The 18602-nt window shown below is 43.0% G+C and carries 17 protein-coding genes and 1 rRNA gene; 5 read left to right on the top strand and 13 right to left on the bottom strand.

The genetic code is table 11. The annotated features are described in order from the left end of the window. The first annotated feature begins 5 nt into the window (after positions 1–5). Positions 6–1205, top strand: a complete 1200-nt coding sequence (locus ACFSR5_RS09880; RefSeq protein WP_380903234.1) for a trans-sulfuration enzyme family protein — start codon at positions 6–8, stop codon at positions 1203–1205. A 739-nt stretch (positions 1206–1944) separates the two neighbouring features. Here ACFSR5_RS09880 and galK read toward each other — a convergent pair. The 5 genes from galK to ACFSR5_RS09855 form a co-directional block, all read right to left on the bottom strand. Further along, entirely contained in the window at positions 1945–3099 is a 1155-nt protein-coding gene (gene galK / locus ACFSR5_RS09875; protein ID WP_380903232.1) for a galactokinase, read from the bottom strand. Then, a complete protein-coding gene (locus ACFSR5_RS09870; RefSeq protein ID WP_380903230.1) occupies positions 3096–4142 on the bottom strand; it encodes a UDP-glucose--hexose-1-phosphate uridylyltransferase in 1047 nt (348 codons plus the stop codon). Before ACFSR5_RS09870 ends, galK begins: the two co-directional genes overlap by 4 nt. A gap of 90 nt (positions 4143–4232) precedes the next feature. Then, positions 4233–5507, bottom strand: a complete 1275-nt coding sequence (locus ACFSR5_RS09865; RefSeq protein WP_380903228.1) for a metallophosphoesterase — start codon at positions 5505–5507, stop codon at positions 4233–4235. 11 nt (positions 5508–5518) lie between these two features. Continuing rightward, entirely contained in the window at positions 5519–6544 is a 1026-nt protein-coding gene (gene hemH / locus ACFSR5_RS09860) for a ferrochelatase (protein ID WP_380903226.1), read from the bottom strand. A gap of 71 nt (positions 6545–6615) precedes the next feature. Then, a complete protein-coding gene (locus ACFSR5_RS09855; protein ID WP_380903224.1) occupies positions 6616–7464 on the bottom strand; it encodes a 4-hydroxy-3-methylbut-2-enyl diphosphate reductase in 849 nt (282 codons plus the stop codon). A gap of 181 nt (positions 7465–7645) precedes the next feature. Here ACFSR5_RS09855 and ACFSR5_RS09850 point away from each other — a divergent pair, with 181 nt between their 5' ends. Next, on the top strand, positions 7646–8065 hold the full coding sequence (locus ACFSR5_RS09850; RefSeq protein ID WP_380903222.1) for a nucleoside-diphosphate kinase: 420 nt from the start codon (positions 7646–7648) through the stop codon (positions 8063–8065). 160 nt (positions 8066–8225) lie between these two features. Here the strand turns inward: ACFSR5_RS09850 and ACFSR5_RS09845 are convergent, their stop codons facing one another. The 3 genes from ACFSR5_RS09845 to ruvX all read right to left on the bottom strand — a co-directional run bounded on the left by ACFSR5_RS09845 (position 8226) and on the right by ruvX (position 9861). Continuing rightward, positions 8226–8894, bottom strand: coding sequence for a DUF2490 domain-containing protein (locus tag ACFSR5_RS09845; protein WP_380903220.1), 669 nt, complete (start codon positions 8892–8894; stop codon positions 8226–8228). A 116-nt stretch (positions 8895–9010) separates the two neighbouring features. Next, complete coding sequence (gene ybeY / locus ACFSR5_RS09840; RefSeq protein WP_380903218.1) at positions 9011–9445, bottom strand: rRNA maturation RNase YbeY; 435 nt, start codon at positions 9443–9445, stop codon at positions 9011–9013. Between the two features lie 5 nt (positions 9446–9450). After that, on the bottom strand, positions 9451–9861 hold the full coding sequence (gene ruvX, locus ACFSR5_RS09835) for a Holliday junction resolvase RuvX (RefSeq protein ID WP_380903216.1): 411 nt from the start codon (positions 9859–9861) through the stop codon (positions 9451–9453). A gap of 164 nt (positions 9862–10025) precedes the next feature. On the opposite strand from ruvX, the gene def reads away from it, so the two are divergent. The 3 genes from def (at position 10026) to ACFSR5_RS09820 (ending at position 14051) form a co-directional block, all read left to right on the top strand. Then, positions 10026–11252, top strand: a complete 1227-nt coding sequence (def, locus tag ACFSR5_RS09830; protein ID WP_380903214.1) for a peptide deformylase — start codon at positions 10026–10028, stop codon at positions 11250–11252. Between the two features lie 143 nt (positions 11253–11395). Further along, entirely contained in the window at positions 11396–13423 is a 2028-nt protein-coding gene (locus ACFSR5_RS09825) for a tetratricopeptide repeat-containing sensor histidine kinase (protein ID WP_380903212.1), read from the top strand. After that, positions 13416–14051, top strand: a complete 636-nt coding sequence (locus tag ACFSR5_RS09820; protein WP_380903210.1) for a response regulator transcription factor — start codon at positions 13416–13418, stop codon at positions 14049–14051. Before ACFSR5_RS09825 ends, ACFSR5_RS09820 begins: the two co-directional genes overlap by 8 nt. Positions 14052–14109: 58 nt before the next feature. Here the strand turns inward: ACFSR5_RS09820 and ACFSR5_RS09815 are convergent, their stop codons facing one another. The 5 genes from ACFSR5_RS09815 to rrf all read right to left on the bottom strand — a co-directional run bounded on the left by ACFSR5_RS09815 (position 14110) and on the right by rrf (position 18454). Continuing rightward, positions 14110–15168: a glutaminyl-peptide cyclotransferase gene (locus ACFSR5_RS09815; RefSeq protein WP_380903208.1), complete on the bottom strand. Its 1059-nt coding sequence runs from the start codon at positions 15166–15168 to the stop codon at positions 14110–14112. A gap of 8 nt (positions 15169–15176) precedes the next feature. Then, complete coding sequence (locus ACFSR5_RS09810) at positions 15177–15362, bottom strand: YraN family protein (RefSeq protein ID WP_380904351.1); 186 nt, start codon at positions 15360–15362, stop codon at positions 15177–15179. Positions 15363–15532: 170 nt separating this feature from the next. Then, positions 15533–17524: a DNA primase gene (gene dnaG / locus ACFSR5_RS09805; RefSeq protein ID WP_380903206.1), complete on the bottom strand. Its 1992-nt coding sequence runs from the start codon at positions 17522–17524 to the stop codon at positions 15533–15535. A 113-nt stretch (positions 17525–17637) separates the two neighbouring features. After that, positions 17638–18177: a hypothetical protein gene (locus ACFSR5_RS09800; RefSeq protein ID WP_380903204.1), complete on the bottom strand. Its 540-nt coding sequence runs from the start codon at positions 18175–18177 to the stop codon at positions 17638–17640. A 165-nt stretch (positions 18178–18342) separates the two neighbouring features. Beyond that, positions 18343–18454, bottom strand: a 5S ribosomal RNA gene (gene rrf, locus ACFSR5_RS09795). Positions 18455–18602 lie beyond the last annotated feature (148 nt).

Here is an 18602-nt window from a genome sequence, read left to right as displayed (position 1 = left end):
TACGTATGTCAAAGCTAGAAACTTCCCTTATTCATCAAGGTGATCATTTTAATACAACGAAATCGGTGGTCTCTCCGATTTACCAGACGTCGACTTACTTTGCCGATGCTGATCTTTCTTCCTATATCCATGCAGCAACCGCGCCAAAATACCCTGAATTCTACCATCGTCATGGTAACCCAACGAGTAGTCAGGTCGCGGCCATCCTAGCTGATCTGGAGAAAACGGAAGATGCTTTAGTGCTGGCTACCGGTATGGCCGCTATTAGCACGGCCATTCTTGCCATCGTTCAACACGGTGACCATATTGTTGCTCAACAATCCCACTATTCCGGCACCGCGTTATTCTTTAAAGATTTTTTATCACAATACGGCATCGAAATCACGTATATTAATCAAACAGACAATGACGCTTTCAAACAGGCGATACGACCGAATACGAAGTTAATCTACGTAGAGACACCCTCCAATCCCAATTTAGATATCACCGATCTAACTTTTGTAGCCCAGCTCGGCAAACAAAACGGCATCCTAACTATGGCAGACAACACGTTTGCATCGCCGATTAATCAAACGCCATGCGCATTCGGTATAGATATCGTCGTACACAGTGCCACGAAATATCTTGGTGGTCATAGTGATTTAACAGCGGGTGTCGTTTGCGGTAGTAGGGCATATATAGAGCGGGTTTGGCAGCGTTCTTTGGTTCTCGGCTCATCACTCAGTCCATTCGACTCTTGGTTATTATTGCGCGGCTTAAAAACGTTGGCGCTACGCGTCCGTCAGATCAACGAGAACGCTTTGGCTCTGGCTCAATGGCTGGAAAAGGACGGGCGCATAAAAAAGGTGACCTACGCCGGACTGGACACGCATCCGCAAAAAACGTTGGTACGTAAACAGATGAGAGGCTTTACAGGTATGTTATGCATAGAAATGAGCGGAGCGGACGAAAAGGAGGCGTATAGTCGGGCACAACAGCTTTTAGGCCATCTACAGGTCTTTGCCAACGCAGCTAGCCTTGGTGGTGTCGAATCACTGATCGTTCACCCCGCAAGCATGTGGGGTTCACATCACTCCGAGGAACAAAAAAAGACAGCCGGTATATCGAAGGGTTTGTTGCGCATCTCTGTAGGTATCGAACACATTGACGACTTGATCTCGGATGTCAAACAGGCGCTAGACAAGATTTATCCTCTTTCTTTGTAAGTAAGTGCCCGCGAGCCATGGGGACTTTTTACACGTGTGGCTCGCTGCCTCAGGCACATATATGTATCTTCCCTTTACTGCTGTCGGCATCACTCTCTTCGGCGCGTAGGCCTAGACGTAGTTTATCGACCAACGGCTGCCTAAGATCCGTAAACTTATACACAGATCGAGTGGTATATACCTTACCAGATTCAAACACAGCAGATGGAAATGCCGATTGATGAGAGCATCCGGAAAGTGCGGGATTTCTAAATAAAACGCCTTACGGAAGCTGTCCTTTTCCCCATTCTTCCAGGTAACTTTTTCCGACAAGAAATTACCGCTTTATAACTGCCCACCGTGCAACGTGTTGGATTCGTTGTTTGTCAGCAACGTATTGGTTTTATTTCCCCTTGGCGATGCGTTTCCAAAAGATGCAACAATGGCCCTTTAATATGGTCCATACAGATTGTGGTAAGCGGTCACTTTTTTGAACTAAAAAACAACATCCGTCAGCTCTCCTGCTTGATCTGTGCACCGACGTTTGTGAATGTTGCTTTCGCTCCCTGTTTGTTTGTTAAGGTGTAAAGCTCGACCGCTTGGTCATCAATTTAGCCATCGAAACCAGTCCCCAAAGAATCTGCCGTAGAGAAAGAGGTAACTTTGACTTTGTCGCCTTATTTTGGCAACCGAACCACGCAAAAGACGCGGTCAATGCCTACATAAAGATTATTTTTTCATATGCATGGATTTGCTTTTTTTATAGCAGTTCTGTCCCATTAGATGGAACTACTTTGATTGCCGTCAAAGGTAACCCGAATTTTTCTTCATAAACTGGTGTAAGTCGATCGATAAGCAAGTCCTGAAAGGACCGTTTCACCAAATTAATGGTGCAACCTCCAAAACCGCCCCCCATCATCCGGGCGCCAAGCACCTCTGGAAAGACACGCACATAGTCCACTAAAAAATCAAGCTCTGAACAACTCACTTCGTATTCTTCGCTCAAGCCTTCATGCGCACGGAACAGCTGTTTACCTAATTCTTCCAAATCACCTTGCTTCAATGCCTCACAGGCCGCGTTTAGTCGTCCGTTCTCTTCCACGACAAACCGGCATTTGGTATATATATCCTCATCTATCGATTTAACAAAGTTATCCAACATATCCACAGTTACGTCACGCAAACTGTTCGCTTCTGGATGATGCTGCTTCACGAGCTGAACACCTGCTTCGCAGGCTGCGCGGCGATTATTGTAAGCCGATGATGCTAATGAATGCTTTACATTGGTGTTCAACAATAGAATCGCATAGTCTCCCAATTCTAAAGGTGTGTAAGAGAAAGACAAATCACGGCAATCTAATTTTAAGACGTGCCCGGCTTTACTCATAACAGACGCAAATTGATCCATGATTCCACAGTTTACGCCTGCATATGTATGTTCCGCCAACTGCCCGATCTTGGCGATATCAACACGTTCTAGCTGCAAATCAAAAAGGACATTCAGTGCGTACCCCGTTGCACATTCCAACGCCGCAGATGATGAAAGCCCTGCTCCCAACGGAACATCCCCGTTTACGTACAAGTTGAATCCGCCTAACCTTGCTCCACGCAGTTGCAGTTGATGGATGACACCCAATATATAATTTGGCCAGCCGATTTCTACTGGATGAATTTCTGTCCGAGCAATCTCGAAATACGCATTAAAATCTTCGGCATACAGACGAATAATATCGTCGTCACGCTTGGCAACAGCAACGTAAATCGCCTTGTCGATTGCAGTAGGCAGTACAAACCCCTCGTTATAATCCGTATGCTCACCGATGATATTGATACGACCGGGCGAACGAACGATGTGCGAAGGCTCGCCTTCAAATACTTCCCGATATCTATTCTCTACATTCTGCTTAGCAATCATGTCGTCTTTTGTTTATAATGTACCGTATCCTGTTGTTTTAGTGTATTTGCTGCTTGTTCTGGTGTGATATCCCGTTGCGGATTGGCTAACATTTCATAACCTACCATGAATTTTTTAACCGTCGCCGAACGCAATAGCGGCGGATAAAAATGCATGTGCCAATGCCACCCGGATTGATCACCACTGTTAACCGGAGCTTGGTGCATACCCGCCGAATAGGGAAATGAGGTTTTAAAAATATTGTCGTAACGGATCGTCAGTTCTTGTAGAGTCTTGGCGAGATCCGCCTTCTCTTCCGCGGTAAATTCAAGGATAGTGCCTATGGCACGTTTACTGACGATCATGGTTTCGTAAGGCCACGCCGCCCAAAAAGGTACCACCGCTACAAAATGAGTATTGTCAATAATGATCCGCTCGTTTTTCTTTCGTTCCAGTGACACATAGTCTTGAAGCAACGTTCGTCCTGTTTTCTCAAAATAGCGCTTTTGTTGAACGTCCTCTTTTGTAATCTCGACAGGAATCGAACTTTGTGCCCATATTTGACCGTGCGGGTGCGGATTGCTACATCCCATAATACTTCCTTTATTCTCGAAGATCTGTATATATTTTATCCACTCGTATTGTGACAACTCGCGAAATTCGCATTGCCATAAATCGACAACCGCTTGTATGGCTTCAATCTCCATTTCCGGGAGCGTCAAATCGTGGCGAGGAGAAAAAGAAATCACTTTGCATATGCCACGTTCGGATTCCGCTATCAATAAGTTTTCTTCATCAAACCGCTCCATCGACGTATCTTCTAAGAGTGCCGAAAAGTCGTTAATGAAGACAAAACTGTCTTTGTAATCTGGGTTAACCGTTCCATCCGCCCTGGAATTACCAGGACATAAATAGCATTTTGGGTCATACTGTGGCCGACCATCCGGCGTTAAATCCTCAACTTGTCCTTGCCACGGCCGCTTACTGCGGTGCGGCGAAACTAAGATATATTCCCCAGTTAATAGGTTTTTACGTTTGTGTGGTTGTTCTGAAAAATTAAGCATGGCTAGATTTTTATAAAGATCATCTTTTTCTGACTAATTTCAAAAAAAAGCCTACGAAAACGTAGGCTTTGCAATGATATGATGATATTCTTACGAAATCAATGGTTTGTTTCCTCTAATTAGCTCGAAGATCGTAATCTCCGGCAGAATCCCTACGCGGCCTGGATAGCCGAGAAATCCGTATCCAACATTAACATACAAACGTTGATCCTGCTCTTCGTATAACCCTGCCCATTCCTTGTAGACATATTTCGCGGGGCTCCACTGGAAATGTTCGCCCCTTACACCGAATTGCATACCATGCGTGTGCCCCGCAAACATAACGTCAACATCGGTATCCAACACTTGTGCACGCCAGTGCGAAGGGTCGTGGGAAAGCAGTAACTTCACAGGAGATTCTTCAGTTCCCTGCAGCGCTTTTCCTAAATCGCCCTTCTTTGGAAAACGTCCGGTTCCCCAGTTCTGAACGCCGACAATTGCAATCTCTTCCTTGTTTATCCGCAACGGCCGATGTTCATCCATTAGGAGATCCCAACCCATTACTTTATGCGTTTGTATTAAATCCGAGAGATTTTTACGTTTTGCCGATGAATCTTCTTTTCCAAAATAATAATCGCCGTAATCGTGATTTCCCAGCACCGAGTAAACGCCTAAGTCTGCCTTCACTTTTGTAAAGATATCCTGGTAATCACGCATTTCAGAAGCTACATTGTTTACCAAATCACCTGTGAAAAATACAACATCTGGTTTTTCACGAAGCAACATTTCAACTCCATTTTGTACGGCCTTTTTGTTGTAAAAAGAACCAGAATGTACGTCAGAGATCTGCGCAATGCGCATACCGTGAAAAGAGGCAGGAAGGTTGGGAAGATAAAGTTTTTGCTGACGCACCTTATAATCATACCCTCCAGAAATAATCCCCCAAGATAATGGAAAAATAGGCAATGAAGCGACAAGAATCCCCGATTTGGTCAAGAATTCGGAACGTGTGATTCCATGCTTAGGTTGCTCTGGTAACGGTGCAGTGAGTCCTTCCATATGATCCGGTACGCTATTTTTTCTGCTCGGAGAGAAAAGGCGCGCAATCCAAACGCCGCCCCGTCGAATGTCATCAATCAGGAGGATAACAATAAAAATAAACTTACTGACTGCCGTCATAAAGAAAGCTACCAATATAATAGATCGGTACATTAGCGGCAAATTGAATTTCGCTGACACATACAGTCCAAGCAAAAGACCTATTGAATACCCCCACCAGACAAACGGGAACCATCTCTTCTTTGCGATTTTAATTTTAGTCGCCCGCAAGGCGAAAAAAATATAAAAGTCAAAAATGAGAAGCAATACTGCGTTAAATAACAACATATTAATTTCTTTTATCCTTGTGCCAACCGTTTGAGCACATTAATCCATTTTGGATCACTATTTAAACTCTCCACCATCGTTACTTCTTCACCTCCCAAAGCTTTAAACTCGTTGGCATATTCTACTTGTATCTCGTCTAATGTTTCAATGCAGTCCGACACGAAAGCTGGGCTAAATACCAATAGTTTCTTCACGCCCTTTTTAGCAAGCCTGTGCAAGGTGTCCGACGTGTATGGCTGAATCCACGGTGTTTTGCCTAGCCTAGACTGAAAACATACCGTATAGTGATCCATTGACAGCTCCAATTTTTGTGCAATGGCACGCGAAGTTGCATAGCACTGAGACAAGTAACAGAATGCATTTTTCTCAACACGGCACGCATCACATCCGGCATCGGGACATTTTAACTGACCAGAAGGATCTACTTTTCCCAGTTGTCGTACTGGTAAACCATGATAACTAAACAACACATGATCATACGTCTGTATATCAAATCTGCGCGCGTGATCCGCAAACACCTCACACATCTCATCATCGTCACAATAATTACTAACGAACGACACCTGTGGAAAGTACTGCCATGAACGCATTACTTCCATCACCTTATCCACGACAGATCCAGTCGTCGCGGACGCATATTGCGGAAAAAGAGGAATAACACGGATAGAATCAAGCATCATCCGTTCCATCGTAGCGAGTGCTGATTCAATTGATGGATTTTGATAGCGCATGGCTAACTCCACGTGATACTCGTCTCCCAATTCCCGTTGCAACAGATCCCGTTGCAGTTCGCTATAGTACATCAAAGGAGATCCTGTCTTATCATCCCAAATCGTCCGATAGGTAGCTGCTGATAGGGGAGCGCGCTTTGGGACAATAATCCCTTTCACCAATACCGTCCGGCCAATATAGGGGATATCCATCACCCTAGGATCCATTAAAAATTCCGTTAAATACCTTCGCACATCGGCCGTGGTAGGAGCGTCTGGTGTGCCAAGTTGCACCAACAGAACCCCTTTAGTCGCACTCTTACTCATTATTACAAAAATAATTATTATTTATAGGAAGATGGGAATAGCGATTGAAAATGAGAATATCATGACGTAGACTATATCTGCTCCAAAGCAAATTTAACATCCTTCATCAGCCACATAGGCGTAGATGTTGCACCACAGATCCCAACAGTCTCTCCCGCGTTAAACCAGTCTGTTTGGAGCTCATTTGCATCCGAAATAAAGTAGCTATCTGAGTTAGCTTGCTTACATACGTCGTACAATACTTTACCGTTCGATGATTTCTTGCCTGAAACAAAAACAATCTTGTTGTACTGTCGCGCAAAATCACCAAGATCTTCATATCGATTGGATACTTGTCGGCAGATGGTGTCGTTGGCTTTCACTTCGTATCCGCGCCGGAGAAGCTCGTCCTTGATCGCGTAAAACTTATCTACGCTCTTCGTGGTTTGACTATATAAGGTAAAGGCAGACGGGAGCTCAACCGAGTTCAGCTCCTCCAGGTCCTGAAAAACCAGAGCTTCATTGTTAGTCTGCCCCTGCAAGCCGATAACTTCCGCATGCCCGTGTTTACCGAATATGAGAATCTTTTCCTGTTCATCATACGACGTCTTAATACGGTTCTGCAGTTTAAGAACTACAGGACACGATGCGTCAATCAGCGTAATATTATTCTCCAAAGCAGTACGGTAGGTTTCAGGTGCTTCCCCGTGCGCTCGAATCAACACTTTTTCATTTGTCAGGCTTGATAAATCTTGATGTCCAATAATCCGTAATCCCTTTGCTTTCAAACGAGCTACTTCCTCGTCGTTATGCACGATATCCCCTAGACAGTACAAATATCCGTCTTCCGCTAGGATTTCTTCGGCCATGTCTATGGCGTATACTACGCCGAAACAAAACCCGGAATCTTTATCGATCGTTACTTGAAGATTTTTAGCCATATACAAAGTTAAACAATTGTCTGTAAATTGGTATTAGAAATCTCCTGATCAGGTAATTCGCAACACGTGTTCTAGGTATTTCGCTACGGTCAGTCGTTCGAAAAAATGGCGCAGATTTACGATCAGCTTTTTGTGCCTGAACGCTTTGAATTTATTAACTTTGCAAAAAATTTCAAAGAAAATGGCAACAAACAGAACTTTTACCATGATCAAACCGGATGCCGTTGCAAACGGTTATATCGGAGCTATCTTGAATGACATAATTGCTGGCGGCTTCAAAATCGTCGCTATGAAATATACCCAGCTAACCACAGAATCTGCTGGAAACTTCTATGCTATACATAAGGAAAGACCCTTTTATAAGGACTTGGTTAACTTTATGACATCTGGACCGATAGTAGCCGTAATCTTAGAAAAGGATAATGCGGTAGAAGACTTCCGCACATTAATCGGTGCAACCGATCCCACAAAAGCAGAAGCAGGAACAATCCGTAACAAATATGCGCAATCGATCGAGGCGAATGCCGTTCACGGATCAGACTCCGATGAAAATGCAGAGATTGAAGGAAACTTTTTCTTTTCCCAATTCGAACGGTTCTAAAAAGTAAATAAGTACAACTCTCAAACGAAAACTTATCGACCTGCAGAACTCGGAAGTGTCCCGAAAACAATCCCGATATGATAAATTGTAAATCACCGCTTCAGTCTTTAATCTTGAAGCGGTGTTTCCATTTAAAGCTACTTAGATTGGTCAATCTATTTTACAGTTGATGATGCAAAGAGAACAGCACACTGTTAGTGCCTTTAGCTGCTCCGACATGCTGCCGCATACAGCCCAATTGTATTCCTAAATTATCCAGCAATTTATAACCCACCCCTCCATAAAGTCGGTTCCTGTCGAATGTATCTAAATGTTCATGGAATATATTCAAAAACATCTCGTCATAAAATGCCCCGTACAGCTCGCCTTTTCCCATTTCTTTCCCCAAGAGTGGGATATCAACGAAAACGCAATAACGTCCGCGTCCGCGAAAGTGTCTTTCGGATATAAAACGTTCTTCGGCTCGAAGACGATGCCGTAAGCGGAAAATATTCAACCGATGTTTGACTAATATCTCTTGATAAATCCGATTTTCAGAATAGGGCAGATTCGGCTCTCCCTCCGCTTCCGTATAGATATACCCATATCCGAGCGTGAAACTTGTGGAAGCCAAGGCCTGGTACTGTAAACCGAGCCGCAACAAGGTTTGCTGATGGTCTCCTCCAAACTGGTAGTCCCGTAGCTGTAGCTCGTGATGAATAGAAAATTTACTATCCTTAATTGCAGTATTCCCAAAATATATAGCCCAGCCCTGCGTATGTTGTCCGTAAATGACTCCCGGCGTCATCATAACAAGAAACGTTGCAAACAAGATGTAAATTGGCCACATAGTTTTCCAGAATAGGTGATAGGACAAATATAAATCGCTGACCTGAAGATAAAACTATTCGTTTGTAACAATCTACTCACTTTGTCTGTAGATATACGATCGGAGCATCAAATCATTTAGAAACTACGTCTTTGTAGGTATTCATTTTCTTTTTCTGTCATCCGAATTTTATCGCTCTTTTTCTTGTCATGATATCCGCACAAGTGAAGCACGCCATGAATAATGACCCGATGTAGTTCGTCACGTGCGCTCACTCCGAATTTTCTCGCGTTCTCATCGGTGCGTTCCACTGAAATAAAAATATCACCGGCTATAACGTCGTCAGTTTCCGATGAATCAAAAGTGACAATGTCGGTATATGTATCATGCTGCAAATATTCTTTATTAATTTCCAACAAATAAGCGTCTGAGCATAGTATAAAATTCAATTCACCTACCCGTCGAAACCCCTCACCCTTGATCGTGTTAACAATCCAGTGACGTAGCTTTTGCTTATCCTTTACGGGATAAACAATATCTTCATTGAAAAATAATATATCTTTTATTGCCATAATCCTTATGCGTTAGAAGCCAAATAGGTCTGCAGAATAATCGTGGCGGATACCGTATCTACTAACCCTTTTTCTTGTCGTTTTCTCTTTTTTAGTCCGCTTTGTGCTATGGTCTGGGAAGCCATTTTAGAGGTAAAGCGTTCGTCAATTTCAACGACAGCTATCTTTGGATAAATTTGCCTTAACTTCCTGACAAAACCCACCACGTGGTGTGCGGATTCGGAAGCGGTACCGTCGAGCTGCAGCGGCTTCCCGATTACGAAGGTTGAAACCTGTTCTTTTGCCAGATAAGTAGACAGGAAATCCCAAAATTCTAACGGATGAACAGTGGTCAACGCCGTTGCGATAATCTGCATAGGGTCGGTCACCGCTATTCCAATACGTTTGGTCCCATAATCAAAAGCCATGATGCGCATAGAGCTATTTTTTTCCAAAAATACGATTCCAAACTCAGTGATACGAAAACAACGTATAAAATCGTGACGTTGCATTTCTTTACGTATTATTTGACCTAAAGATTAAAGATCCATATTGTATATACTTGCAAGTTTATCTAAGTTTGAAGATCAAAGCAAAACACATGAAATATCTTATCTTATTTATTGCTTTCATGATCACCACATTGCCTGGTATTAGCCAACAATATATCGACGAAATTGGCCAATACCGTCAGCAACAAGCACAGTCATTGCGTCAAAGCGCAAAGGGACCGATAGCAGACCACAACATACAATTTGTCTCTTATTTTCCTCCGGATCAAACGTATCGTGTAACGGCCACGGCTGAATACTTAAATAACGAACCAACATTCCGCATGCCCACTTCTGATGGTACTAGCAAAGAATTTAAGCGTTTTGCACTTCTCCATTTTATGCTAAAAGGACAATCGTTCACACTGCCTGTCTACGAAAATGTAAGCCGGTTTCAGAGCCCGCTGCAATCGTCCTACCTATTTCTTCCAATTTTGGACAAGACAACTGGGGAAAGTACGTACGAAAGCGGACGATATATAGACATTCAGCGCCAAGATTTTGAAAATGAACAAGTTACCATCGATTTCAATAAAGCATATAATCCCTATTGCGCATACAGCAGTGGGTACAGGTGCCCTCAACCTCCGAAAGAAAATTATCTGAATATTTCTATTGAGGCAGGCGAAAAGAAATACACAGGACCAAAAAATCAACGAGAACAAGATCACACCATGGCTAAGAACTTCACAGAAAAAGAGCAAGACCTGATTTTGACCGGGAAAGCCGACGAGAAAATGTACGTATTGCAGACCACCAATGAACAAGATTCCACCGTGCTTCGAACTCAGTCAGACGATATCGCTTACAACGATCCGTTGATAAAAACACTTTCTAATCGCATGTTTGCTACGGTTCGCGATCCGGAACATCCGGGTGTGGGTATCGCGGCGCCACAGGTTGGTATAAATAAAAATCTAATTTGGGTACAACGATTTGACAAAGTAGGGCAACCCTTCGAATTTTATATTAATCCTAAAATTGTTTGGCGTTCGAAGCTGCTGCGTAAAGGCAGTGAAGGTTGTCTATCGATTCCGGATCGTAAAGAAGACATCATTCGAAATTATAGTATTAGAATACAGTACGCAGCGCAGTCTACAGGAAAACAAATAGAAGAGTTAGTTGAGGGCTTTACCGCCGTCATATTCCAACACGAAGTGGATCATCTCTACGGAATCCTTTATCCTGATCGTTTACAGGAACAAAAGGAAAAAGAGACGACGATTCTTAATGAACATATCGAATTTTCGGTGGAAAAAGGAACTTTCGTCCCGTAAATATGCAACAGTACTTAAATAGACACGTTCAGATCACGCGCCGCAAATAGATGGTGAGTCTTGATGCTCGAAAGATTACCCGGAAACAGGTATTGGCATTGTGGCTACTTTTGGTAAATTTATACCGCTTTACCAAGAGTCACATGGAACCGAAATACCGCTATATAAATAAGCTTCTTCTCGTTTTGATGTCCGGTCTTCTTTCGATAACTGGCGTAACGCCCGCGGCGCAAGCCCAGCAGCCCTCCAATATGGATCACCTGCGAGATAGTTTAACGCGAGTCACGGAAACTGCGGCCAATGACAGCATAAAGGCGATGGCACATAATAATCTAGTCGTCTGTTGGCTTCCCGAAGACGAAAAAAAAGCGTACTTTCATCTCGCACTTTCACGCAAACTCGGTCATGGCAACAAATTTATTTTGGGCGCAGCCATGGCAAAAGAAGCGTACATCCATTTTTACAAACAAGATTTTGACGCGGCGAGCATACTTTTTTATAGAGCAGATTCCCTCCTGCAGCAGATGCCGGTAAAAAATGATTATGCGTACCGAGCCCTATCTGACATCTGGAATAATCTCGCTGTCATCAGCCAAATACAAAACGACGACTACGACTATACCGAGAAAATAATAGATAAGGCTATCCCTTACGCGGAACAGGCAGGAGATAGCGTACGCGTAGCGACACAGTATGTAGCTCTCGCAACCATGTTCATGAACCTAGAACAGTATGAAAAAGCCGTCCCCTATTTCCAGCAGGCCCAGAGGATATTGGAAAAAAAAACCGACACTTCCAATAGATTACTCACCCTGTATGTTAGGATGTCTGAAAATTTGTTGCTTCTCCATCAGCCTCAAGAGGCCCGAGTAATTCTAAATAAGGCAAAGAAGATTGTCACTGATAATCAATACAATGAAAACGAGTCTCTTTATTTAATGACAGAGGGATATTATCAACAAGTCTTACATCAGTATGCGCAAGCAATGACCTTTTATGATCGTGCTTTAAAAGCAACTAGGGGACCTAACCGTCTTTATCAATCGGTGGAGGTTCGCTTTTACAAGTTGCGGACGCTTCTTGAGATGGGCGATTACAACGCTGCGATCCAATTGGGCAAGTCGATGGAGAGTGATCAAATGGTCATGGATGTCGAATTCAATAAAAATGAACTGTATAAACACCTCGCTTCCGCTTATGAAAAAAATCATAATACCTCATTAGCTTTAAAATATTTGGGCATTCACAATCGTCTCAACGATTCCTTACATCGAGCAGACTTTCATAACAAGATTAATGTTCTGGAAACGCGTTATCAGACGGCAGCGAAAGAAAAGAAAATTACAGTTTTGGAGGCTCAAAAAAAAGAGTCCGAACTGGTCGCTAAGACAAATCGAATAGCAAGTTGGTTTTTAGGAGTCTCGTGCTTATTGCTGTCCAGTTTAGCTATTACCATTTATTTTTACTACCGCAATAATAAACGACTATTACTCGAAAAAGAGAAAAACCATAAACAACAGCTCGTCGAACTGGAACAACGCGAGAAAATAAAGCTAACACAGGCTATCCTGGTGGGGCAGGAAAACGAACGGAAACGTATCGCGCAAGATTTACATGATGGCGTCGGCGGAACCATAGCAGGCATCAAAATCAATTTAACGCGATTAACAAATGAGCATCAACAGGTGGTTCCGACGAACGACCTACAGCCGTTTGTTCAACAACTTGATCACTCGTCGAATGAATTACGAAGGATCGCGCACAATTTAATGCCAATCAACCTTTTGAAGTTTGGTTTAGAGACTGCTTTGCGTGATTTATGTGTGTCATTGACAACTCACGCACGCGTTGTCCACTTTCAGTCTTATGATATAGATCGTGATCTAAACGAGCAAGCCCAACTAACCATTTACCGAATTGTGCAAGAGCTTTTAAACAACATCGCTAAGCATGCACAAGCAAACAAGGTAATGGTACAATGCAGTCAAGACGGTTCGGTGGTTCACATTGCTATCGATGATGACGGAAAAGGATTCGATGCGCAAGCAAACTCCGTTGATGGTATGGGACTACGTAATGTAAAAAACCGTATTGATTACCTCCGTGGCACTTGGGATATAGCCAGTACCGTTGGTCAAGGAACATCTATTAATATCGAACTTAATGTATAATGTAACAAAAAGCGTAGCTCTGGTTGACGATCACCAATTGGTTTTAAAGGGATTAATATCCCTGCTTGAAAAGATGGAGAAATACGAAGTCATCGGATCTTTTTCATCCGGCATTAGCTTTCTGGAGTTTATGCATCACAATTCGGTAGACATTGTTTTATTAGATGTGTCCCTACCAGATATCAGCGGAATTGATATTTGTAAAGAATTGAAGAAAATGCGGTCAGAAACAACAGTTTTGGCGTTGAGCAACCATAGTGAGCGCAGCTTAATCCTACAAATGCTCAACAGTGGTGCATCAGGTTACCTGTTGAAAAATGTCGATGCACAAGAATTGGAGCGTTGTCTCAATCGAGTGGATGGTCACGACGTTATATTGAGCGAAGACGTACAAAAAATTGTCAACAATAGCACATATACCGATTTCTCACTCATTCCACAACTCACCAAGAGGGAGCAAGAAATCCTGAAACTCATTGCCGATGGACTTACGACGAATCAAATAGCAGATCTGCTTTTCCTATCACCTCTCACTGTAGAAACACACCGAAAGCGAATGATGAGCAAATTCCAGACAAAAAACATGGCATCGTTGCTAAAAATTGCATTTGAGTATCAGATTATTTGATATCGTTTCCTATGACTGTTTGTTGCAGGACGAACACGGATACTTTTTACAGGTGCCGTTAGCGTTCAACGACTTTTATCCGATATAGACTATCCCATTGTTTACCTGTCACTAACAGGGTTTGGGAAACAGAATCATAGGCTATACCATTAAGTTCTTTATCGGTTTGAGAAGCGTGCGTGTGGAGCCCCAATAAATTGAGCTGGCCTTCTACAGCCCCTGTCTTGGGCTCGATAATGGCAATAATATCTTTTCCGTAAACATTCGCGAATACTTTTCCATCGATGAACTCGAGCTCATTCAATGAATTGAGTGGCCCTTCGCTGTTATAAACAGAAATGGCTCCCGTTTCCTGAAATGTTATCGGATCAAGAAAAACTAATTTATTTGAACCATCAGATTTTATTAGCCTTGATCCATCGTAACATATACCCCATCCTTCTTTACTATTCTGATAATTGAAGGTGGATATCTTTTCGAAGGTTGACTTATTAAATACGAATCCCTCATTGTTTAACCAGGTCAACATAATTATTTGATTCCCGACAATTGTCATTCCCTCACCAAAATAGTCCTGTCCATTATCACTTTTGCCAGTTATTTCTTTCAATTGTAAAACTTTGCCGGTAAGTAACTCTGTCTTTCGCAATGAAGAGACCAACTGGTTTCCGGATCCGGTAGACTCGTACAAAACACCGTTTTCGAATGCGAGGCCTTGCGTAAATGCCTTCGTATCATGCGGGTAGACCTCAATCTTTTCAAAGCTATATTGCTTGGGTGTTTCCGGAACGATGGTTACATTGCTATACGCGACTTCTTCTTTTCCTCCTTTATACACCTTGGCCACCAAATTTCGTGCACCAAGACCAATAGCTTCTGTATCGAGTACAACCACCGCAGTATCCTGCTTACGCTCGATAACTTCACCATCTACGGAATAAATCACAGAATCAATAGTCGTATCAGGAAATTGCATGCGAATGGAAACTTGTTCTCCCATTGTAATCGTCTCCCCGGTTTTTGGGGTTAAAAAATCAAATTTTCCCTTTTGGGATTTACATCCTGCAACAAGCATTGCAACGAAGGCCAACATGCCTAAGATTTTCGTTCCTTTCATTATTTTACTTAAGTTACTCCAAAAAAGCGTCTCTTATCCATTCTATTCTTACATCCGCATACAGATAGACCGATAATAATGAAACGAATTTCGACTTCATCCCCAGTCAGAGCTAGGTATTCATCTGCAGCCCGGATCAATCGCTGTTGCTTACGCCGATCTACGAAAGGTTCGGGGGCACCAAATAGGTCGATGATCTAGCCTTCACCTCTACGAATACCAAGGTATCACGTCTTCAGCAATCATATCAACCTCTACATTTCTATAGCGCCAATTTAGGGAAATAATTTGACAGCCAACATGCCAGAGGTAAAACACTGTCTGTTGTTCCTCCATTTTCCATCTGCCAAATGCTTTGCCATCTCTATTTAACTACAATGTTTCCCAAGAAAGTTCCGAGTAATTTTTCCGCTTCTTTTAGCTTTTGATATTTTGCTAACAAAATTTCTAAGTCTGATTCAGAAGGATGTGCCTTCAGCTCCTCCCGGATTTTTACCATCTCTTTTTCTACTTTCCGTTTCTTTATACGATAAACGGCTTGTATCGTAAGTTCTTTTAAATGCTCCCGTTCTTGACTCACATATATTTTTCGTTTATCATCGTTCCAGTTTGGACTCAATTCGTAAGGGGTAGATACACAGGTGATAGCTAGATCTTGCACTTCTTTGTCGTCATGAGAAAAAAAGAATTTAGGCTCCGGAATTTCAAAATCTTCGGCTTTTTTCCGAAAGACATCGACGATAAATGCACTCGGCCGGTCTTCGAAAGTGATATCATCCAATGCACTCAACAATAGGGGGGCCACAGGAATATCGCCGTCTCCTTCCCAGACAGCAGGTTCTGCTCCGTAATTCAAAAGTATACGGACAACTTCCCGCTCTTGCAAAATTTCTGGTGTAATAGGCGACGAACCCGTGGTGCTCTGTAAACCGCTCTCTGAGCGTTCATGCTCCGTAAGAAAGAAATCAGCCGGAGGCTCATCTGTCGGCGGCATATCGGAATAATTTACCTTTGCCGACACAGCAGCATCTTTTTTGTCCTGCGCTTTCCCTTTCTGCAAACGCATTTTATTCAACTCCGTCAACAAAACACGCTCTTCAATGTCCAACAAATGTGAACATTGCTGAAGAAAGACGGACACTTTTATTTCGTCCGGAATTAGTGATATACTATGCACCACCTCACGGATCACCTCTGCCCGTTTTATAGGATCTCCGCCTGTATCCTTAAGCAGAATATTTGTTTTATAGAATATAAAATCCTCTTGATGACTCGCTATGTAATCTTTAAAAATTGTAGAGCCGTATTTTTGTACGTAAGAATCGGGGTCGTTACCATCTGGAAACAACAAGACTTTAACGTTCAGCCCTTCCTCTAACAGCATATCTGTGCCGCGTAAGGAAGCCTTGATCCCTGCCGCATCCCCGTCATAGAGGATTACTACATTTTTTGTAAAACGGGAAATAAGTCGGATTTGTCCAGTCGTCAACGACGTACCGGAAGAAGACACGACATTTTCTACACCTGCTTGGTGCATAGACAGCACATCAGCATAACCTTCCACCAAATAGCACGTATCCTTATCCATGATGGCCTTCTTCGCAAAGTTTAGCCCATAAAGAACGTCCGATTTATGATAGATATCGCTTTCAGGCGAGTTGACATATTTCGGAACTGATTTTTCCGTTTTCAGTGTTCGACCTCCGAATCCAATTATACGCCCTGTAAGGTTATGAATCGGAAAGATTACCCGACCTCGAAAACGATCATAAATACTCCCATCGTCCCGTTCTATCGATAGCCCTATCTCCTTCAGAAAGTCTTTATGGAATCCGTGTTGAACAGCTGCGTCAGACAGGGCCGTCCATTGATCTGGCGAATAACCCAGATCAAATTTCTTGATGATATCTTCCCTATACCCCCGTTCCTTAAAATAAGAAAGACCAATAGCCTGTCCGTTCTCCGTTGTCCATAGCTGCTCTTTGAAGTATTTCCCAGCCCAACTACTCAAAACATATAAACTCTCACGTTTATCCTGCGCTGCAAGCTGTGCCGGCGAACGTTGCACTTCTTCAATTCCGATGTGATATTTGTCAGCGAGATACCGAATGGCCTCAGGATACGTATACTTCTCCAGCTCCATCACAAACTTCAGTGAGTCACCCCCTGCACCACAACCAAAGCATTTATAAATTCCTTTAGCCACCGAAACATGAAACGATGGCGTTTTCTCATTATGGAACGGACAGTTCCCAATAAGTGATGTCCCCCGCTTCTTGAGATCCACAAAATCGCCCACCACCTCTTCTATCCGTGCAGCATCAAGTACTTTCTCTATCGTTTCCTTTGTGATCATGCTAACCTTTTCCTAATGCAATCGGTGCAGTGTAGCACACGCGTCTTTCAAAATTACACCAAGTTACACACATACAGCCTAAATTACAACAATAGCTATGATTTGTCTAGGAATTAAAGAATAACAGTATGGGGCGGCACCATGCTATAGGCTTCAATAGTGACCTCATCGCCAATAACACTGTTGGCTCCGATTTCTGCCCCTTCTCCAACCAGGACGTTTGACCCTATGCTTACGTTTGCGCCGATATTTACAAAATCTTCTATCACACTATTGCTATGAACGATAGCACCGGCATCCAACAAAACTTGCCGCCCTACTTGCACATCCGGACCGATCATGACATGAGCAAAAACCACTGTACCTTCCTCAAGATCGGCGTGCGCTGAAATACATGCCTCAGGATGAATAAATATCGGATATTGCTTGATATTTAGGTCTTCAAACATCCGTTTACGCAAGCCTACATTTCGAATTGCAAGAACATAGGAATCGTTTGGGGAAGGTATATGATTCAAAATTACCGGATAATCCAGAATAGTATTTAACAACAGCGACTTATCAATACAGCCTGCAATGTCCATATGGAGCCTTTCCAGCAAATCAATAGTCATTTTCGCCTGCGCCGTAGCGCCATACACGTATATCGCCATTATGAATTGAGATTTTTATTACAGAGTTTTTAATTAAGAACATGGGACATCAGTAGTTTGTCAGGAGACAAAGTCCTCTGCTCCAAGTGTTGTTGTGCTGTTTTGTTCGTTATCCAGGAAAAGAAAAGAGCCCCTCCAGTTTCCTGAAGGGGCTCTTGCTATAAAATTAGGCACCGACCTACTCTCCCACCTGTTACGGCAATACCATCGGCTCTGGCGGGCTTGACTTCTCTGTTCGGAATGGGAAGAGGTAGACACCGCCGATATAGGCACCTGAATATCGTTTTCGGATAAAGGGTAATCCGCCACCGATAACAACCCCGCAAACTGCTGGATATAACATCGGTAACAATCGGTAACCCTGACCGATATTGACATGCATTGAAAGAAAGAAGGGATAAGGAAGACAACAGCATCCTTCCGGC

It is taken from the genome of Sphingobacterium suaedae, from assembly GCF_042684625.1.
GTDB classification, from domain to species: Bacteria; Bacteroidota; Bacteroidia; order Sphingobacteriales; family Sphingobacteriaceae; genus Sphingobacterium; species Sphingobacterium suaedae.
This window is presented reverse-complemented; position numbering and strand designations above follow the sequence as displayed.